16 protein-coding genes are annotated in these 17864 nt (G+C 73.4%); 9 read left to right on the top strand and 7 right to left on the bottom strand.

What is annotated here, in order from left to right; genetic code table 11:
- Nucleotides 1-39: 39 nt before the first annotated feature.
- Both AC067A_RS13805 and AC067A_RS13800 read left to right on the top strand, forming a co-directional pair.
- Nucleotides 40-735 (top strand): type 1 glutamine amidotransferase domain-containing protein, encoded by a 696-nt coding sequence (locus tag AC067A_RS13805; protein ID WP_478618981.1) that lies wholly within the window; start codon nucleotides 40-42, stop codon nucleotides 733-735.
- A gap of 125 nt (nucleotides 736-860) precedes the next feature.
- Nucleotides 861-1754 (top strand): LysR family transcriptional regulator, encoded by an 894-nt coding sequence (locus AC067A_RS13800; protein ID WP_478618978.1) that lies wholly within the window; start codon nucleotides 861-863, stop codon nucleotides 1752-1754.
- A gap of 181 nt (nucleotides 1755-1935) precedes the next feature.
- Here AC067A_RS13800 and ligA read toward each other — a convergent pair whose 3' ends face one another.
- Together ligA and AC067A_RS13790 are read right to left on the bottom strand one after the other, a co-directional pair.
- Nucleotides 1936-4011, bottom strand: coding sequence for an NAD-dependent DNA ligase LigA (gene ligA, locus AC067A_RS13795; RefSeq protein ID WP_478618976.1), 2076 nt, complete (start codon nucleotides 4009-4011; stop codon nucleotides 1936-1938).
- 51 nt (nucleotides 4012-4062) lie between these two features.
- Nucleotides 4063-5100 carry a sulfite exporter TauE/SafE family protein gene (locus AC067A_RS13790; RefSeq protein ID WP_478618973.1) on the bottom strand — a complete coding sequence of 346 codons (1038 nt, stop codon included), beginning with the start codon at nucleotides 5098-5100 and terminating at the stop codon, nucleotides 4063-4065.
- Between the two features lie 85 nt (nucleotides 5101-5185).
- On the opposite strand from AC067A_RS13790, the gene AC067A_RS13785 reads away from it, so the two are divergent.
- Nucleotides 5186-5965 (top strand): AraC family transcriptional regulator, encoded by a 780-nt coding sequence (locus AC067A_RS13785; RefSeq protein WP_478618970.1) that lies wholly within the window; start codon nucleotides 5186-5188, stop codon nucleotides 5963-5965.
- A 28-nt stretch (nucleotides 5966-5993) separates the two neighbouring features.
- Here the strand turns inward: AC067A_RS13785 and AC067A_RS13780 are convergent, their stop codons facing one another.
- Nucleotides 5994-7268 carry an RICIN domain-containing protein gene (locus tag AC067A_RS13780; protein WP_478618967.1) on the bottom strand — a complete coding sequence of 425 codons (1275 nt, stop codon included), beginning with the start codon at nucleotides 7266-7268 and terminating at the stop codon, nucleotides 5994-5996.
- Between the two features lie 239 nt (nucleotides 7269-7507).
- Here AC067A_RS13780 and tpx point away from each other — a divergent pair, with 239 nt between their 5' ends.
- Complete coding sequence (tpx, locus tag AC067A_RS13775) at nucleotides 7508-8008, top strand: thiol peroxidase (protein ID WP_478618965.1); 501 nt, start codon at nucleotides 7508-7510, stop codon at nucleotides 8006-8008.
- A gap of 217 nt (nucleotides 8009-8225) precedes the next feature.
- On the opposite strand, the gene AC067A_RS13770 is transcribed toward tpx, so the two are convergent.
- A complete protein-coding gene (locus AC067A_RS13770) occupies nucleotides 8226-8639 on the bottom strand; it encodes a Fur family transcriptional regulator (protein WP_478618962.1) in 414 nt (137 codons plus the stop codon).
- A gap of 270 nt (nucleotides 8640-8909) precedes the next feature.
- Between AC067A_RS13770 and katG the strand changes: the two genes are divergently transcribed.
- The 3 genes from katG (at nucleotide 8910) to AC067A_RS13755 (ending at nucleotide 13399) form a co-directional block, all read left to right on the top strand.
- The gene (gene katG / locus AC067A_RS13765) at nucleotides 8910-11144 is read left to right on the top strand and encodes a catalase/peroxidase HPI (protein WP_478618959.1); all 2235 of its coding nucleotides are present in this window, start codon (nucleotides 8910-8912) and stop codon (nucleotides 11142-11144) included.
- Nucleotides 11145-11310: 166 nt separating this feature from the next.
- Nucleotides 11311-11940 carry an RNA 2',3'-cyclic phosphodiesterase gene (gene thpR / locus AC067A_RS13760; protein ID WP_478618956.1) on the top strand — a complete coding sequence of 210 codons (630 nt, stop codon included), beginning with the start codon at nucleotides 11311-11313 and terminating at the stop codon, nucleotides 11938-11940.
- Between the two features lie 148 nt (nucleotides 11941-12088).
- A complete protein-coding gene (locus AC067A_RS13755) occupies nucleotides 12089-13399 on the top strand; it encodes a phytase (protein ID WP_478618953.1) in 1311 nt (436 codons plus the stop codon).
- 72 nt (nucleotides 13400-13471) lie between these two features.
- Here the strand turns inward: AC067A_RS13755 and AC067A_RS13750 are convergent, their stop codons facing one another.
- Both AC067A_RS13750 and AC067A_RS13745 read right to left on the bottom strand, forming a co-directional pair.
- A complete protein-coding gene (locus AC067A_RS13750; protein WP_478618950.1) occupies nucleotides 13472-14008 on the bottom strand; it encodes a hypothetical protein in 537 nt (178 codons plus the stop codon).
- A 293-nt stretch (nucleotides 14009-14301) separates the two neighbouring features.
- Nucleotides 14302-14871, bottom strand: coding sequence for a DinB family protein (locus AC067A_RS13745; RefSeq protein ID WP_478618947.1), 570 nt, complete (start codon nucleotides 14869-14871; stop codon nucleotides 14302-14304).
- Nucleotides 14872-15032: 161 nt separating this feature from the next.
- On the opposite strand from AC067A_RS13745, the gene AC067A_RS13740 reads away from it, so the two are divergent.
- Nucleotides 15033-16343, top strand: coding sequence for a hypothetical protein (locus AC067A_RS13740; RefSeq protein ID WP_478618944.1), 1311 nt, complete (start codon nucleotides 15033-15035; stop codon nucleotides 16341-16343).
- On the opposite strand, the gene AC067A_RS13735 is transcribed toward AC067A_RS13740, so the two are convergent.
- Nucleotides 16327-16590 carry a hypothetical protein gene (locus AC067A_RS13735; protein ID WP_478618941.1) on the bottom strand — a complete coding sequence of 88 codons (264 nt, stop codon included), beginning with the start codon at nucleotides 16588-16590 and terminating at the stop codon, nucleotides 16327-16329. The genes AC067A_RS13740 and AC067A_RS13735 overlap by 17 nt on opposite strands.
- A 324-nt stretch (nucleotides 16591-16914) precedes the next feature.
- Here AC067A_RS13735 and bdeA point away from each other — a divergent pair, with 324 nt between their 5' ends.
- Complete coding sequence (bdeA, locus tag AC067A_RS13730) at nucleotides 16915-17784, top strand: bis(hydroxyethyl) terephthalate hydrolase (RefSeq protein ID WP_478619607.1); 870 nt, start codon at nucleotides 16915-16917, stop codon at nucleotides 17782-17784.
- The last annotated feature ends 80 nt before the right edge of the window (nucleotides 17785-17864 follow it).

The raw sequence follows: 17864 nt of genomic DNA, 5'->3' as shown, positions 1-17864 counted from the left end.
TCGTCGGGCCCTGGGGGCCCGCTTGCCTGGAGCGAGAGTATGTCGAAGATCCTTTTCGTGATGACCGGCGTCGACCACTGGACGCTCGCGGACGGTACGAAGCACCCGACGGGGTTCTGGGCGGAGGAGGCGGTGGCGCCGTACGAGGCGTTGACGGCGGCCGGGTACGAGGTGGTCGTGGCGACGCCCGGGGGTGTGGTGCCGACGGTGGACCGGGGCAGCCTCGCGCCCGAGGTCAACGGTGGGCAGGAGGGGGCGGACAGGATCGCCGCCGTGCTCGCTTCGATGGAGGAGCTGAAGCGGCCGATCCGGCTGGACGATGTCGATCCGGCCGAGTACGACGCCGTCTTCTACCCCGGTGGGCACGGGCCGATGGAGGACCTCGCCGTCGACGCCACGTCCGGGAGGCTGCTGATCGACGCGCTGGAGTCCGGCAAGCCGCTCGCGGTCGTGTGCCACGGTCCGGCGGCACTGCTCGCCGCCACGCGGCCGGACGGCACGAACGCCTTCGCCGGCTACGAGGTCGCCGCGTTCACCGATGCCGAGGAGACGCAGGCCGGGTTGGCGGACAAGGCGAAGTGGCTGCTCGAGTCGCGGCTCGTCGAGGCCGGTGTCGAGGTGCGGGTGGGCGAGCCGTGGGCGCCGAACGTGGTCGTGGACCGCAACCTCGTCACCGGACAGAACCCCGCGTCCTCCGCGCCGCTCGCGGCCGAGGTCGTCAGGATGCTGGGCTGACCGGGCCGGGCCCCCACCGGCGACGGCACGCCCCGCACCCATAGGCAGATCGGTAGTGTGGCGGGGTGGCGCATGTGAATCCTGATGGCCCGGTGCCCGCGTCGCCGGTTTCCGGTGCCGCTCCCGTGTCGGATCTGAACCTGTTGCGTACGTTCCTGGCCGTCTACCGGTCCGGGTCGTTCACGGCGGCCGCGGGGCTGCTCGGTCTGTCGCAGCCGACGGTGACGGCGCAGATCCGGTCCTTGGAGCGGCAGACGGGAAGGGAGCTGTTCGCGCGGCTGCCGCGGGGGGTCGCGGCGACCCCGGTCGCCCACGACCTGGCGGCGCGCGTCGCCACCCCGCTGGACGCGCTCGCCGCGGCGACCGGGCAGGACGAGTCGCGCGACGAACGGCGCGCACCGGTGCACCTGGCGGGGCCCGCGGAACTGCTGTGCACGCGGGTCCTGCCCGTGCTCGGCCCGGCGGCCGCCGAAGGCGTGCGGCTGCGGGTGACGCCGGGGCTGACGGACGCGCTCCTGGAGGAGCTGCGCGCGGGGCGGTACGACCTGGTCGTCGCGACCTTCCGGCCCCGCGGGCGGACGTTGCTCTCCGTGCCGCTGATGGACGAGGAGTTCGTCCTCGTGGCCGCCCCGGTCTGGGCGGACCGCGTGAGGGAACGCGTCGTCCGCGAGGGGCCTGCGGCGCTGCACGCGGTCCCGCTGGTCAGTTACGCGGAGGACCTGCCCATCGCGCGCCGCTACTGGCGCCACGTCTTCGGGGCCCGGCTCTCGTGCCCCGCCGCCGTGACCGTGCCCGATCTGCGCGGTGTCCTCGCGGCGGTCACCGCCGGAGCCGGGTTCGCGGTGCTGCCGCGGTACCTCTGCGAGGCCGAGCTCGACGCGGGTGCTGTCGTCCTGCTGTGCGAGCCCGAGGATCCCCCCATCAACACCGGCTATCTCGTCCAGCGCCCCGGCCGGCCGGACAACCCCGATGTCACCCGGGTGCGTGACCTGCTCATCGACGCGGCACGGACCTGGTGACGCGGAGGGCCGGGCCGGCGGTCCGGGGCCAGGCGGCGGGGGTGAGGGTGAGGGCGGCGCGGCTTCACCGAGATCGCGGCCCTGCTCGGGGCCGCGGGCGGTCCGGTCGACGACGCGCCCCTCGCCGGGTGAACCGTGCGGGCGCCCGCCGGGGCTCCGGGGAAACGGGAGGCGCCGGCCCTCAGTCCAGGCAGGCGGCCACGAGGGCGGCGAAGGCCTCCGGGGTGAGGACCTCGACGCCGAGCTCCTGGGCCTTGACCGCCTTCGAGCTCGGCTTTCCGCTCGCGGACGGCGCGGCGACCAGATACGTGGTGCGGGAGTTGACGCCGCTGCCCACGCGCCCTCCGGCCTTCTCGATCAGCGCGCCCATCTCGGAGCGCCCCCAGCCGTCGAGCGGGCCCGTCATCTTCCCCGTCACCACGACGGTCCTGCCGGTCAGGGGCCCGTCGACCGGTGCCTCGGCGCTGTCCGGCCGCGGCTCGGTCATGGTGACGCCGGCGGCGATCAGCTTGTCGATGACCGGGGCGAGCGCGGCGACCTGCTCGACGACGACCGGCGCCTTCTCGGGACCGATGCCCTCGACGTCCTGAAGGACGGCCGCGTCAGCGGCGCGGATCGCCTCCATCGTGCCGAAGTGCGCGGCGATCCGCCGGGACATGCTCCGTCCCGTACCCGGTATGCCCAGCGCGCAGAAGACCCGGCTGAGGGGCCGTGACCTGGCGATCCGAATCTGCTCGGCCAGTTTCGCGCCCCGCTTGGCGCTGCCGGAGGCGGCTGTGAGCTGCTCCTCGGTGAGGGTGAACAGGTCGGCGACGTCGCGCACTTCGCCGCCTGCGATGAGCGCGTCGACGTACTTCCTGCCGAGGCCGTCGATGTCCAGGATGTCGCGCCCGGCCGCGTACTCGATCAGCGGTGCCAGCGCGCAGGCGGTGCCCTTGGCGCAGCGCCAGCGCTCCTGGCTCCGGTCGATCTCCCCTCCGCAGTGGGGGCATTCCGACGGCAGCGGGACCGGTACGGCGTCCTGCGGACGGAGCTCGACGACGGCGGCCTGGACGCGCGGGATGATGTCGCCGGCCTTGTGGACCGTCACGGTGTCGCCGAGGTGGAGGTCGCGCCGGAGGATGTCGGCGGGGTTGTGCAGGGTGGCGCGGGTGACGGTGGAGCCGTCGAGCTCGACGGGGGCGAGGATCGCGGTGGGTGCGAGGACGCCCGTCCGGCCGACCTCCCAGATCACGTCCCGCAGCACCGTCTGCCGCTCGACGGCGGGCAGCTTGAAGGCGATGGCCCAGTACGGGAAGCGGCTGCCGAGCCCGGCCGCGGCCTGCTCGGCGGCGCTGTCGGCCTTGATGACGACGCCGTCGATGCCGAACGGCAGGGCGGAGCGCATCGCGGCGATCGCGTCGACCCGCTGCCGGGCCTCGGCCAGCGTGGCCACCACGTGCAGTCCGGCCGGGGTCGCGGCCGTCGTCCGCACCCCCGCCCGCTCCACCGCGGCCAGCGTCTCGGCGTGGGTGGCCGCGGCGGGCGGGAAATCGCCGCCGTCGAGCGCGACAGCGCCGTACGCCCAGAAGGTCATCTCCAGGCGGTAGGGCCGGTCCTTCGCCCGGAGGGTGCCCGCGGCCCCGTTGCGCGGATTGACGAAGACGCCGGCGCCGTGTGCCGTGCGCACCTCGTTCGCCGCTTCGAACTGCTCCTGGGTGAAGAGGACTTCGCCTCGCGCCTCGAAGGTGAGCGGTGCGGCCAGCTGCTCGGGGAGGCCCGTGATCGTGCCGATGACGTGGCTGACGTCCTCGCCCCGGGTGCCGTCGCCCCGGGTGATGATCTGCACGAGCCGCCCGTCGCGGTAGCGGGCGGCTATGGCCGCGCCGTCCATCTTCGGCTCGACGGTGAACCCTCCCGCCGGCTCGTGTCCGAGGCGGCGCCGGAGCGACGCGCCCCAGGCCTCCAGTTCCGCGGGGGTGAAGACGTTGTCGAGGCTGAGCAGGCGCGTGGTGTGCGCGACGTCGCCGGCCGGCGCGGCACCGTCGGCCACGCGACCCGTCGGGGTGCCCACGACGACGGTGTCGGGGTGCCCGGCCTCCCAGGCCTTCACCGCGAGGAGGAGCCGGTCGTACGTCGCGTCGTCCATCAGGCTGTACCCCGCGCCGAAGTACGTGCGGGACGCCTCCCGAAGCCGCTCGACGGCGGCCTCGTACTCGGCGGTGCTGGAGAGTCCGGGCAGGCCGGCGGGCGCCTCATCGGCGGGAGTGATCGTCATGGGGAGCATCCTTGCCCACGGCACTGACAACGCCCTCTGGACGAGGTGCGGTCAGCCGGTGACCCCGGCGTCGGGCGTCAGGTCCGGCAGCAGCATCGCGAGCGCCACGACGGCGAGCAGGGCGATGTACGCCCAGGCGTGCGTGCGGTCCGGGATGCGGGGCGGACGGCGGTGGAGCAGGGCGATGACCGGGAGCGCGCCGAGGAGCAGAGAGGCGGCGGCGTACGGATCGACGAGGCCCACGAGGCCGCTGTGCGCCGTCGTGGCGGCGAGCGGCGGGGAGCCGGCGAGGGAGACCAGGACGGCGGGGAGCGCGATGGCGAGCGTGAGGGGGTTGGCGAGGGCGGTCGCCAACCGCATGGGGTGCCCGGCCCGGCGCAGCGCGGGGACCGTCATGACGCTGCCTCCCACGCCGAGGAAGGCGGCGACCGCGCCGATGGGGAGGCCGGCGGTGGCGGGCAGCGGCCGGCGGGTGTCGCCCTGCGCGGACCGGGGTCGTGCGGCGGCGCCGTCGGGCGCCGGGTCGGATCGCTTCGTGGTGCCCTCCGGCGCGGGCTCGGGTCGGGTCGTGGTGCCGTCCGGCGTCGGGACGGATCGCGTCGTGATGCTTTCCGGCGCGGAACCGGGTCGCGAACCGGTGCCCTCCGGCGCAGGGTCGGGGCGCGTCGCGGTCTTCCCCGGTGCCTCGCCGGGCCGGGTCGAGGGGCGGAGGAAGCCGGGGCGGAGCAGCAGGTCGAGGGCCGTGGCGGCGATGTAGGCGACGAAGGCCCAGCGGGCGAGGGCCGGCGGGGCGAAGCGGGTGGCGCAGGCCCCGAGGCAGGCACCGGTCGCGAGGAGGGCGAGGAGGGGGCCGGTGCCGCGCAGGGCGAGGAGGACCCGCCGTGGGGTGACGGCCGTGGCGAAGGCCGCGCTCACCACCATCACCAGGGCCGAGGTGGCCGTGGCCACGCGGATCGCGTCCGTTCCGAGGGCGGTGTCCGCCCACACCACGACGGGGACGGCGACGAATCCGCCGCCGAACCCGAACAGCACGGTCGTCGCTCCGGTGAGGAGCCCGATCGCCGTCAGCACCGGCAAGTCCATGTCCATGGGTCGATCCCACCAGTCCACGGCCCGTGCCCGCATGCGATGGTCGGCGCGGTTCCTTCGCGTCTCGGCCACTACGCTGGAGCCGGTGAAGAACATCCCGCTGGACGACGTCGACCACGTCGACCGGGCCGTCCTGCCCCTCGGCACCGACTACGCGACCGGCCACGTCCTCGACTGGCACGAGCACCGGCGCGCGCAGTTCCTGTACGGGGCGACCGGCGTGATGGTCGTCGACACGGCGGACGGCACCTGGACCGTGCCGCCCGAGCGGGCCGTGCTCATCCCGCCCGCCACCCTCCACCGCGTGCGGATGCTGGGCGTGAGCACCCGGAGCCTGTACGTGGAACCCGGCGCCGTTCCGTGGTGGCCGGCTCGCTGCACGGTCGTGGACGTGCCGCCGCTGCTGCGTGAACTGCTGCTCTCCGCGGCCGAGTTCCCGGCCGACTACAGCGTCGCCGGCCGGGAGGGCGCCGTCGCCACCCTGCTCCTGCACGAGATCGCCGCGCGCGCCCCGCTGCCCTTCCACGTCGGCATTCCGGCCTCCGACGACCTCGCGGCACTGTGCCGCGCCTACCTGGACTCGCCTGACGCCGGCGTCACCAACACGGACTGGGCGGCCCGCACCGCCCTCAGCGAGCGGGCCTTCACCCGGCGCTTCCGCGCGGAGACCGGCGAGAGCCCCGCCGTCTGGCGGGCCCGTGCCCGTCTCCTCGCCGCCGTCCCCCTCCTCCGTACCGCGTCGGTGACCGGGGTCGCCACCCGTCTCGGCTACTCCTCCCCCGCCGCCTTCACCGCCGCGTTCACCCGCGCCTTCGGCCTGCCCCCGTCCCGCTTCGGCGCCGGCCGCACGGCCCACCGGGCCTGAGGCGGACCGGTCGCGGCGCGTCAGGCGGTCAGCGGGTCACCGTCCACTTCTGGTTGGCGCCGCCGGAGCAGGTCCGGATCTGCAGGCGGGTGCCGTTGGCGGAGCTGTTGCCGGTGGCGTCGAGGCACTTGCCGGAGCGGGGGTTGACGATGTCGCGGGTGGTGTCGGCGGTCCAGCGCTGGGCTTCCGTGCCGTTGCACTCCCAGAGTTGGACGGGGGTGCCGTCGGCGGTGCCGGCGGAGGTGACGTCCAGGCACTTGCCGAGGGCGCGAACGGTGCCGTCGGACGCGACGGTCCACTGCTGCGCGGGGGTGCCGTTGCAGTCGTAGAGCTGGACGGGGGTGCCGTTCGCGGTGTTCGCGCCGGCGACGTCGACGCACTTGCCGCCGATGCCGGTGATCGGGCCGGCCGTCGTGGGGCTGTCGGCGGTGGTGACGCGGACGTGGTCGACGACGAGCTGCTGGGGGAAGGCGGTGGAGCCGTCCGGGTCGCCGGGCCAGTAGCCGCCGACGGCGAGGTTGAGGATGAGGAAGAACGGCTTGTCGAAGACCCAGGTCCGTCCGCCCAGGTCGGCGGGGGTGCGGGTCTGGTAGGCCGTGCCGTCCACGGACCAGGTGACGCGGCCCGGCGACCAGTCCACGGCGAAGGTGTGGAAGGCGTCGGCGAAGGGCTGCCCGCCGGGCAGGGTGTACGCGGCGCCGATGCCGCCGGAGCCCGAGTAGCCGGGGCCGTGGAGGGTGCCGTGGACGGTGGAGGGCTCGAAGCCGACGTTCTCCATGACGTCGATCTCGCCCGAGGACGGCCACCCGACCTGACCGATGTCGTCGCCGAGCATCCAGAAGGCGGGCCACATGCCCTGGCCGCGCGGCACCTTCATGCGGGCCTCGACGTGTCCGTACCGGGTGGTGAAGCGGCCGGCGGTGTTCAGTCGCGCGGAGGTGTACTCGCACCGGCCGTACCAGCAGGCGTAGTTGCCCGGGTTCTCCTTGCGGGCGGTGATCACCAGGTGGCCCTGGCCGTCGAGGGCGGCGTTGCGGTTGCCGGCCGTGTAGTACTGCCGCTCGTGGTTGTCGACGTTGTCGCCGGTCTCGATCTGCCACCGCGTGCCGTCCACGGCGGCGCCGGCCGGTCCGTCGAAGTCGTCGGAGAAGGTGACGGCGGCCGCCTCTGCCGCGGGCGCGGTCGCCTCGGCGGGACCGCCGGCCCCGGCGGACCCGGGGCCGGGCGCCGCGACGGCCAGGGCGAGGGCGAGGGCGGTGACCGCCGTGGCCAGCGGGCGTAGGCGTGAGCGGGAGGAGGGCATGACTCTCTCTTCCGTGGGGGTGTGGGGGGCAGGTCGAGCCACTTCGTCGCGCACATGATTTAAGGAGTGAATTAAAGGGCCGTCAAGGGGTGCGACAGCGTTGTCGTGCCCGTGGTCGGCGGCTCTGCGTAGGGGGTCGTGACTCTCCGGTGGTGCCCGTTTCGTTTCCGCAGGTCCGTACGCCGTACGATTCCCCCGATACCCCACGTTGCCGTTTACACCGTCCGAAGGAGATCTCCATGGCCCAGGTCACGCTGAAGGGCAACCCGGTTCAGGTCAACGGCGCCCTGCCGCTGCCCGGCAGCCAGGCCCCCGACTTCACGCTCGTCGCCGACGGCCTGGCGGACAAGTCGCTGAAGGACTACGCCGGCCTGCGCAAGGTCCTCAACATCTTCCCGAGCGTCGACACCCCGACGTGCGCCTCCTCCGTCCGCGCGTTCAACGCGAAGGCCGGCGAGCTGGAGAACACCGTCGTTCTCTGCATCTCCGCCGACCTGCCCTTCGCCCAGGCGCGCTTCTGCGGCGCCGAGGGCCTCGAGAACGTGAAGAACCTGTCGACCCTCCGCGGCCGCGAGTTCCACACCAACTACGGCGTGGAGATCGCCGACGGCCCGCTGGCCGGCCTCACCGCCCGTGCCGTCGTCGTCCTCGACGAGAACGACCAGGTCCTGCACGCCGAGCTGGTCGGCGAGATCGCCGAGGAGCCCAGCTACGACGCGGCCCTCGCCGTCCTGAAGTAGTCACCGCCGGCCACCGGCCGCGGACACACGCGAGAGCCCCTTCACCGGTGACGGTGGAGGGGCTCCTCGCGTCCCGCGGCGAAGCCGGCGGTCGGACGCGGACCGGGCGCGGCCCCGTCGCCGGTCACGCGCGGGCCGGGCAGGACCCGTCGGCAGTCGCGCGCGGGCCGGGCGAACCCCGGCCGGACGCGGGCCGGGCACACCCCCCCACGGGTGGTCACACCCCACAGGCCGGGCACAGCCCCCGGTACGTCACGTCGGCCTTCGAGACGGTGAAGCCGAAGCGCTCGGTGGGCGGCAGGACGTCCAGCGGGTCCCCCGCCGGGTGGACGTCCCGGATGATCCCGCAGCCGGAGCAGACCAGGTGCTGGTGGGGGCGGTGCGCGTTCGGGTCGTAGCGCTTCGCGCGCCCGTCGGTGGAGAGTTCGACGACCTCGCCGAGGGCCACCAGTTCGCCGAGCGTGTTGTAGACGGTGGCCCGCGCGATCTCCGGCAGGCGCGCCACCGCGCGGGCGTGGACCTCGTCCGCGGTGAGGTGCACGTGGTCGCCGGCCAGGACCTCGGCCACGACACGCCGCTGGGACGTCAACCGCCATCCTCGCGCGCGCAGTCGCTCCAGGAGGTCGTTCACGTCGGCTCACCTCTTCGGCTCGTCGGTTCTCGGACAGACGTTTGGCGTGGTTCTTGACTTGGACTAAGTCCATCGTAGGATCGGTTTCGTTGATGGCCAAGGGACAGGAAGACTCCAGCACGGCGGGAGACGGAGAGGTGAAGGACCGATCCCACGGAGTGGCCCCCGCCCGCGCGTCGGGCCGTCCCCCCGTGTCTCGCCGTACGACTGGTCCCACCCCTATGACCGGTCCCGCTTCGACGAGGCCGCGGCTGGTCCGGAAGGATTCCGATGTCTGAGAACGCTGAGAACCACGACGCGATCGTCGTAGACGCCAAGACGGAGGGCGGGGGCGGCTGCCCGGTCGCGCACGAGCGCGCCGCCCATCCGACCCAGAGCGGCGGCAACAGCCAGTGGTGGCCGAACCGGCTCAACCTGAAGATCCTCGCGAAGAACCCCGCCGTGGCCAACCCGCTGGGCGAGGACTTCGACTACGCCCAGGCGTTCGAGAGCCTCGACCTCCCGGCCGTGAAGCGGGACATCGAGGAGGTCCTGACCACGTCGCAGGACTGGTGGCCCGCCGACTTCGGCCACTACGGCCCCTTCATGATCCGGATGGCCTGGCACAGTGCGGGCACGTACCGCATCAGCGACGGCCGCGGCGGCGCCGGGGCCGGCCAGCAGCGCTTCGCGCCGCTGAACAGCTGGCCGGACAACGGCAACCTGGACAAGGCCCGCCGCCTGCTGTGGCCGGTCAAGAAGAAGTACGGCCGCAACCTCTCCTGGGCCGACCTCATGATCCTCGCCGGCAACGTCGCCCTGGAGTCGATGGGCTTCGAGACCTTCGGCTTCGCGGGTGGCCGCGCGGACGTGTGGGAGCCCGACGAGGACGTCTACTGGGGCCCCGAGACCACCTGGCTCGGCGACGAGCGCTACACCGGCGACCGCGAGCTGGAGAACCCGCTCGGCGCGGTCCAGATGGGTCTCATCTACGTCAACCCCGAGGGCCCCAACGGCACGCCGGACCCGATCGCCGCGGCCCGCGACATCCGCGAGACGTTCCGCCGGATGGCGATGAACGACGAGGAGACGGTCGCCCTGATCGCGGGCGGTCACACCTTCGGCAAGACCCACGGCGCCGGCCCGGCGGACCACGTGGGCGCGGACCCCGAGGCCGCGCCGCTCGAGCAGCAGGGCTTCGGCTGGAAGAGCACCTACCGCAGCGGCAAGGGCCCCGACGCGATCACCAGCGGCCTCGAGGTCACGTGGACCACCACGCCGACCCAGTGGGGCAACGGGTTCTTCAAGAACCTGTTCGAGTACGAGTACGAGCTGAGCAAGAGCCCGGCGGGCGCTCACCAGTGGGTCGCGAAGAACGCCGAGGCGATCGTCCCCGACGCGTACGACCCGGCCGTGAAGCACCTGCCGACGATGCTCACCACCGACCTGTCGCTGCGCTTCGACCCGGTCTACGAGCAGATCTCGCGGCGCTTCTACGAGAACCCGGCGGAGTTCGCCGACGCGTTCGCGCGCGCCTGGTACAAGCTCACCCACCGCGACCTGGGACCGGTCGCGCGGTACCTCGGCCCGGAGGTCCCGTCCGAGGAGCTCCTCTGGCAGGACCCGCTGCCGGCGCGCTCGTACGAGCTCGTCGACGCCGCGGACATCGCCTCCCTCAAGCGGAGCATCCTCGCCTCGGACCTCACGGTCACCCAGCTGGTGTCCGCCGCCTGGGCCGCCGCCTCCTCCTTCCGGGGCAGCGACAAGCGGGGCGGCGCCAACGGCGGCCGCATCCGCCTGGAGCCGCAGCGCAACTGGGCGGTCAACAACCCGGACGAGCTGGCGCAGGTGCTGCGGGTCCTGGAGGGCGTACAGAAGTCGTTCAACTCCGAGCAGAACGACGGCAAGCAGGTCTCCCTCGCCGACCTCGTCGTCCTCGCGGGCGTCGCCGCGGTCGAGAAGGCGGCCGCGGCGGCCGGTCACGACATCGAGGTGCCGTTCACTCCCGGCCGCGTGGACGCCTCCCAGGAGCAGACGGACGTCGAGTCCTTCGCCGCCCTGGAGCCGGCCGCGGACGGCTTCCGCAACTACCTCGGCAAGGGCACGCGCCTCCCGGCCGAGTACCTGCTCATCGACCGGGCGAACCTGCTCACCCTGAGCGCCCCCGAGATGACGGTCCTCGTCGGCGGCCTGCGCGCCCTGGGCGTGACCCGGCAGCAGTCCTCCCTCGGCGTCCTCACCGGGACCCCCGGCAAGCTGACGAACGACTTCTTCGTCAACCTGCTCGACCTGGGTACGGAGTGGAAGTCCACCTCCGAGGACGAGAACACCTTCGAGGGCCGTGACGCCGCCACGGGCGCGGTCAAGTGGACCGGCACCCGCGCCGACCTCGTGTTCGGCTCGAACAGCGAGCTGCGCGCGGTGGCCGAGGTCTACGCGAGCGACGACGCGAAGGAGAAGTTCGTGAAGGACTTCGTGGCGGCGTGGGACAAGGTCATGAACCTGGACCGGTTCGACATCGCCTGAGGGTGTCGCGGGCGCTGACGCCCGCACCTCGCGCATCGGCCGGCCGGCCCCGTCGGCCGGCCGATGCGCGCCCCCGGCGCACGGCGCCTCCCGGGCACCGCATACGCTCGCCTCGTCACGGAGCACCGCACCCGGTGCCGGCAGTAAAGCGAGTAGGGAACGGACGATGACCGATCTGCCGGGGAGCGACACGGACGGTCGCCCGGACCTTCGCACGGACGAGGACCCCCGGGCGTCGACCGTGCGCGTGTTCATCGCCCTCGCCCCGCCCGACGAGGCGAAGGACGAACTGGAACGGGCGCTGCGCCCCGCCTACGACGCCTACCCGCGGATGCGGTGGAACCGCATCGAGGACTGGCACATCACCCTCGCGTTCCTCGGAGAGCTCCCGGTCGCGACCGTTCCGCTGCTCCAGGCGCCGCTGGCGGCTCTCGCGGCGTCCCACCGCCCGGTCGAACTGTCGCTGCGCGGCGGCGGGCACTTCGACGAGCGGGTGCTGTGGAGCGGCATCGACGGAGAGCTGGACGCGCTGCACCTGCTCGCCACCGGTGTGCGCGCCGTGGTCAAGGAGTGCGGGATCCCCTTCGAGGACCGGCCCCTGCGCCCCCACCTGACGCTGGCCCGGGCCCGTCGCGACGACCCCGCCAGCGTGGTGGAGGCGGCCGCCGGACTCTCCTCCTTCGCGGGCCGCAGCTGGCCGACCGAACGCCTGCACCTCGTGGGCAGCAACTACGGCCGCGGCCCGGGGCCGATCCGCTACCAGGACATCCGCTCCTGGCACTTCGCCGGGCACTGAGCGCGGGCGGGGCCCTGCGCCGCCGTCCCCGCCGGTTCACCGGCCGGACCTCCCGCCGCGTGGTGGTTCGTCATCCCCCGGCCTCCGCCGGTTCACCCGGTGCCAGCACTGTCATGCCTGACCCGTTCCTCCGCCTGGGAGACCACGCATGACGACCCGTCGAACGCTCCGCCCCCTCGTGCCGGCCGCCGCGACCGCGCTGCTGGCCCTGGTGCTCGCCGTCCCGGCGCAAGCCCAGCCCCGTGCCCTCGGGCACCCACTGCCCGCCGTGACGCCCCGGGGGGAGACTCCCGTCCTGCACGACGACGACGCGGGCGGGAACGCGGACGCGGACGACCCGGCCATCTGGCGCAACGCGGCGGCCCCGGGCCGGAGTCTGGTCATCGCGACCGCCAAGGAGGGCGGCCTGCGGGTCTACGACCTGGACGCGCGCCCGGTGCAGGCGATCGCCGCGCCTCCGGCGGAGCGGGAGGGCGACGCGCCCGGACGCTTCAACAACGTGGACCTCGTCCACGGCATGCGGCTCTCCTCCGGGCGGGCCGATCTGGCCGTCACGAGCGACCGCGGCCACGACCGCCTGCGCTTCTACCGCATCGACCGGGACCGCGCCGGGGGCCCGCTCGGCGACGTCACCGACCCCGCCGCGCCGGCCGTGTTCTCCCGCGACCAGGACGAGGTGAACGAACAGCGGACGGCGTACGGTCTCGCGACCTGGACCGACCGGGCGACCGGCCGCTCGTACGCCCTGGTCAGCCGGCGCGAGCGCACGAGCATCGCCCTCCTCGAACTGCTCCCGGCGGCGGGCGGAAAGGTCACGTACCGCAAGATCCGCACCCTGGACCTGCCGTCCGCGTTCCGCCTGCCGGACGGCGCGTCCTGGTCTCCCTGCGCCGAGCCCGACGAGCTGCCGCAGGTCGAGGGCATGGTCGTCGACCCCGCCGACGGCACCCTGTACGCCGGGCAGGAGGACGTCGGCATCTGGCGGCTGCGCGCCGACCTCACCGGGGAGCCCGAACTCGTCGACAAGGTACGCGAGTACGGCGTTCCCGGCACGTACGACGAGCAGTCCGAGGAGTGCTCCCCGGGTGCCGATCCCGGCTTCGGCGGCACCCGGATCAGCGCCGACGTCGAGGGCCTGACCCTGGTCACCGAGACCGACGGCGACGGGTACCTCCTCGCCTCCAGCCAGGGCGACGACACCTTCGCGGCGTACGACCGGGAGCGGGAGGACCACAACGAGTACGAGGGCGGCTTCCGGATCACCCCGGCCGGCGACGCCCTCGACGGTTCCGAGGAGTGCGACGGCGCCGCGGCCCTGAACGCGCCCCTCGGCTCCCGTTACCCGCGCGGCCTCCTCGTCGTCCAGGACGGTCACGACTCCCCCGGCGACGGCGACCGCCCCGCGACCGACTTCAAGTTCGTCGACCTGGGCGAGGTCCTGGACGCGCTCGACGACTGACCGGGCACGCGCCCGCGCCCGGATCCTGTCCGGGCCGCCGGCACACCGGACTCCCCGCCGCCGTTCGCCACGTCAGCGCCCGTACATCCCGCGGCAGAGGTCGGCCGCGCCCATGGGCGCCTGGATTCCCTCGGCCTGGCGGCACAGCCGGCGCATCTCCGGCGGCAGGCCGGTCGGCCGCCGCTGCCCGCCCGGGGAAACCGTACGGCTCCGCTGCGGCGCCCGGGGAGCGGCCGCCCGCGTACCGGCGGCGGGTTTCCCGGGCTTCCTCACCGAGCCGTGCGGATGCCGGGGAGCCGTGCGGCGAGCCGGTGGCCGGGCGGCCGCCCCTCCGGGGGCCCGGTCGACGGCCGGTGCCGCCGGACGGGCGGGCGGCCCGGCGTGCCGGGCGTCCTGCTCCGGGGCCGTGTCGGTCTCGGCGAGAGCCTCGCGGGCGGCGGCCGGCGTCGGCGCCGGCCGGGCGGGGATCGGTGCGGGAGCGCGTTCGGCGTCCGGCACCAGGTGGACGGTCCGGGGCGGCGGGGCCGGTGCGGAAGGGCGCGGGACGGCCACGCATCCGCTGGTGAGAAGCACGGCGACGAGGGCGAGCGTAGTGCGACGGGGCTGCATGGGGCCACGCTGCCCGACTCTCCCGGCACGCCGGGGCCGCCACGGCCCGGGTCCACCATGACGAGTGAACCGGCCCGACGGGTGGACGGCCGCGGCCGGGGAGCCCCGTCGTGCCGGTGCGTACGCGAAGGGTTCCTCCCGGCGGGGGCGCCGTCGTGCCCGGTGGGCCCCGCAGGCCCGGCAGGTCCCGCAGGCCCGGCAGGTCCCGCAGGTCCCGCAGGTCGGCAGGTCGGCAGGTCCGGCAGGTCCGGCAGGTCAGGGCGCCCCCGGGCCGGGCGGACCCCACAAGGTTCCTACTGCCCCACGCGGCCGTCCACGCATTCGCGGAGCAGGTCGGCGTGTCCGCAGTGGCGGGCGTACTCGTCGATCATGTGGACCATCAGCTCGCGTATCGCCATGTCGTCCTCGCCCACGCGTTCGCCCAGGTCCGGGTAGCCGGCCAGGGTGGCGTCCATGGCGGCCTGCTCGCGCTCGAGGGCGGCGTAGGCGGCGTCGACCACGGTCTGGTCGGCGACGGCGCCGTGGAAGTCGGCGTCGCGCGCGCCGTACAGCTTCGGCAGCGGCTCGCCGTCGGTGATCCAGTTGCGCCAGTCGCGCTCCACCTCGGCGAGGTGGCGGAGGAGGCCGAGCAGGGACATCGTCGACGGCGGGACGGACCGGCGGGCCAGCTGCTCCGCGTCGAGGCCCTCGCACTTCATCCGCAGGGTGATGCGGTAGTCCGTCAGGAAGTCGCGGAGAGTGGCCCGTTCGCCGTCCGGGCTGCTGCTGTCCCTGTTGCGGGGGTCGTCGTCGGGGTCGGCCCACATGTCGGGGTAGACGGTCGACCGGGTCCAGCGCGCGGGTTCGTCACTCATGCGTTGCATGATCGTCCAGGAGTTCGCGGGGGCGCCAGCGAGTTTCCCACGGCCTTCCCGGGGCGTCGGCGCCGGACGCGAAAGTGATCTTGCGTCGTCGCGGGAGTCGTGATCGGATGGCGTGTCTTTCACATGATCATTACTTTTGGGGGCAAGCAATGACCGGAAGCATGGACCGCCGTTCCCTCATACGCGGGATGGCCACGGCCGGTGCGGGAGTCGCGGCGGGGGCCGTGGTGACCGGCGGCGGGACCGCGTACGCGGCCGGTGGCGGGGACGACCCGTACAGCGTGGACGTCATCAGCAAGGGCGCGGACCCGACGGGCGCCACGGCCAGCGACGCCGCCTTCCGGGCGGCCGCCGCGGAGGTGCTCGCCTCGTTCCAGCCGGACCCGATCTCGGGCGCGGTCCCGAAGAAGGTCCTGGTCATCCCGCCGGGCACCTACCTGCTGACGCAGCCCGACTCGCTGCTGCCGAACGTCAACGGCGAGGGCAACGGCGGTATCGTCGACGGGCTGTCGATCACCGGGTACGGCAAGCGCCTGTCGCGGATCGTGTACGCGCCGACGGCCGACGACACGACGCTGTGGACGAACCACCAGCGCTACAAGAACATCCGGATCTCCGGGCTGACCTTCACCAGCACCAACGCGACGTCGAGCTTCTGCTACGCGTACTCGTCGGCCACGTACGGCGTCCAGGACACCTGGTACACGGACGTGGAGTGGCGCGGCAGCTGGAAGCGCGGCATCGGTCTGGACGGTCCTGCCACGACGTCCAACCTGAACAGCGAGATGGGCTGGGACCACTGCCAGGTCGGCGGTTCCTACTCCGACGCGTTCCTCGTCATCGGCATGACCCCGTCGGCGAGCCAGCAGGACCAGTTCCTCAACTACTGGTTCCGCGACTGCAAGGTGGAGTACCAGTCGGGCGTGTTCGTGAAGAACACCCGCGGCGGCTCGATGAACTTCACCGGCGGCTCCTACATCCTCACCGACACCGCGTCGACCGGCACCTTCTTCCAGCTCACCCCCGAGGCCGGCAGCCGGGCCGACTCCGTCATGCGCCTGTACGCGCAGGGCATCCGCTTCGAGCTGCGCGGCACGGGCCACAAGGTGATCGACTCCCAGTGGTACAAGGGCAACATCACCTTCGTGTCCTGTGACGACACCGCGCACAGCTTCAAGTCCTGGGCGCCGAGCGCCGTCACCCACGTGTACGACTTCGAGGCGAACGGCTCGCGCGGCCCCATGGTGCGCTACGTCGACTGCGCGCTCATGGGCTCGCACCAGGTGAAGACGGGCGCCACCGCGACCACGTACGGCAAGGTCCTCTACGAGGGCTGCCGGTTCATGGACATGAGCGCGGCGACCGGCACCTCCGGCTTCCTGCGCTGGACCGGCGCGGTCGCGCCCCGCTACGAGATGCGCGACTGCGTCGGCGCCTCGACCTACCTCGCCGACGTCAGGAACCCGGCCTGACGCGCCGGGCCCACGGGCCCGCGAGGATGACGGCGGCGCCCCCCCCTTCCTCGGGAGTGGTGGGGGCGCCCGTCTCCTGCTTGAGGAGGGCGTGGGACGTGGCCTGGCCCCACATCGCGCGGGGCCTGCGGCGGGACTCCCGGGCTTCGAGGGCGGCGGGCAGCGTGGGGCGGAAGTCCTCGGCCTCGGCGAACACGGCGCCCAGGTAGATGAGTTCGTCCGTGATCGGGGTGAGGAGCGCCGTCACCTCCTGCCGGCCGTGACGGCGGCGTCGGCGAGGATCGCGGCGAGCGCGGGCCGCGGTATGCCGTTGCTCGGCGGGGCGTCGCCCATCCGCGGCTGCGGCACGCGGGCCAGGGTGTTCCCCGCGGGGTCGGCGATCGTCGGGAACTCCCGGGGGAAACCCGCCCCGGCGGCGAACGCCGGTGGTTCTGCCGATGCCCCTCGTGCCGTGTCGCCCGACAGTGGCCGGGCCAGTTCACGGCGCGGTCGCCGTCCGGACGGTTCGGACGGCGACCGCCCCACGACACGAGAGGACGACTCCGTCGTGACACGACACATCGGCGCGGCCATGGCCGCCGCCTGCCTCACCCTGCTGCTCGCTCCCGGCGTCCAGGCCGCCGACGGCGCCCCGAGCGCTTCCGCCGCGGCAGCGGGCAACCCGTACGAGCGCGGTCCCGCGCCGACCCAGGCGAGCGTGGAGGCGCTGCGCGGCTCGTACGCCGTCGCGGAGACCGGCGTCTCCTCGCTGGCCGTCAGCGGTTTCGGCGGCGGCACGATCTACTACCCGACGTCCACGAGCGACGGCACCTTCGGCGCGGTGGTGATCTCGCCGGGGTTCACCGCGTACCAGTCGTCGATCGCGTGGCTGGGCCCCCGGCTCGCCTCGCAGGGCTTCGTGGTGTTCACCATCGACACGCTCACGACCCTCGACCAGCCCGACAGCCGCGGGCGCCAACTCCTCGCCGCGCTCGACTACCTGACGCAGCGCAGCTCCGTGCGGGGGCGCGTCGACGCGACCCGGCTCGGTGTGATGGGCCACTCCATGGGTGGTGGCGGAACCCTCGAAGCGGCCAAGAGCCGGCCGTCGCTGAAGGCCGCGGTGCCGCTCACCGGGTGGAACACGGACAAGACCTGGCCCGAGATCTCCACCCCCACCCTCGTCATCGGCGCCGACGGGGACACGATCGCGCCGGTCGCCACCCACTCCGAGCCGTTCTACGAGAGCCTGCCCGCCTCGCTCGACAAGGCGTACCTGGAGCTCAACGGCGCGACGCACTTCACTCCCAACTCGTCGAACACCACGATCGCGAAGTACAGCCTGTCCTGGCTGAAGCGCTTCATCGACGACGACACCCGCTACGAGCAGTTCCTCTGCCCGCTGCCGCGGCCGAGTCTCACGATCGACGAGTACCGGGGCAGCTGCCCGCTCGGTTCCTGACGCTCTGTGCACCGTCACAGACCGTGGTTCCCGGGTCTGGGCCACCGCCCAGACCCGGGAACCTTCCGCCGACCCGTACG

It is taken from the genome of Streptomyces sp. NPDC043176, assembly GCF_056436715.1.
The sequence above is the reverse complement of the archived record's forward strand: the minus strand, read 5'-3'. Positions and strand labels throughout refer to the sequence as shown.

Coding starts and splice junctions, on each gene's coding strand:
- AC067A_RS13750 (WP_478618950.1), bottom strand. CDS start 14,008: ATGCAGCCCCGTCGCACTACGCTCGCCCTCGTCGCCGTGCTTCTCACC.
- tpx (WP_478618965.1), top strand. CDS start 7,508: ATGGCCCAGGTCACGCTGAAGGGCAACCCGGTTCAGGTCAACGGCGCC.
- thpR (WP_478618956.1), top strand. CDS start 11,311: ATGACCGATCTGCCGGGGAGCGACACGGACGGTCGCCCGGACCTTCGC.
- AC067A_RS13755 (WP_478618953.1), top strand. CDS start 12,089: ATGACGACCCGTCGAACGCTCCGCCCCCTCGTGCCGGCCGCCGCGACC.
- AC067A_RS13790 (WP_478618973.1), bottom strand. CDS start 5,100: ATGGACATGGACTTGCCGGTGCTGACGGCGATCGGGCTCCTCACCGGA.
- AC067A_RS13780 (WP_478618967.1), bottom strand. CDS start 7,268: ATGCCCTCCTCCCGCTCACGCCTACGCCCGCTGGCCACGGCGGTCACC.
- AC067A_RS13740 (WP_478618944.1), top strand. CDS start 15,033: ATGGACCGCCGTTCCCTCATACGCGGGATGGCCACGGCCGGTGCGGGA.
- bdeA (WP_478619607.1), top strand. CDS start 16,915: ATGGCCGCCGCCTGCCTCACCCTGCTGCTCGCTCCCGGCGTCCAGGCC.
- AC067A_RS13745 (WP_478618947.1), bottom strand. CDS start 14,871: ATGCAACGCATGAGTGACGAACCCGCGCGCTGGACCCGGTCGACCGTC.
- ligA (WP_478618976.1), bottom strand. CDS start 4,011: ATGACGATCACTCCCGCCGATGAGGCGCCCGCCGGCCTGCCCGGACTC.
- AC067A_RS13805 (WP_478618981.1), top strand. CDS start 40: ATGTCGAAGATCCTTTTCGTGATGACCGGCGTCGACCACTGGACGCTC.
- katG (WP_478618959.1), top strand. CDS start 8,910: ATGTCTGAGAACGCTGAGAACCACGACGCGATCGTCGTAGACGCCAAG.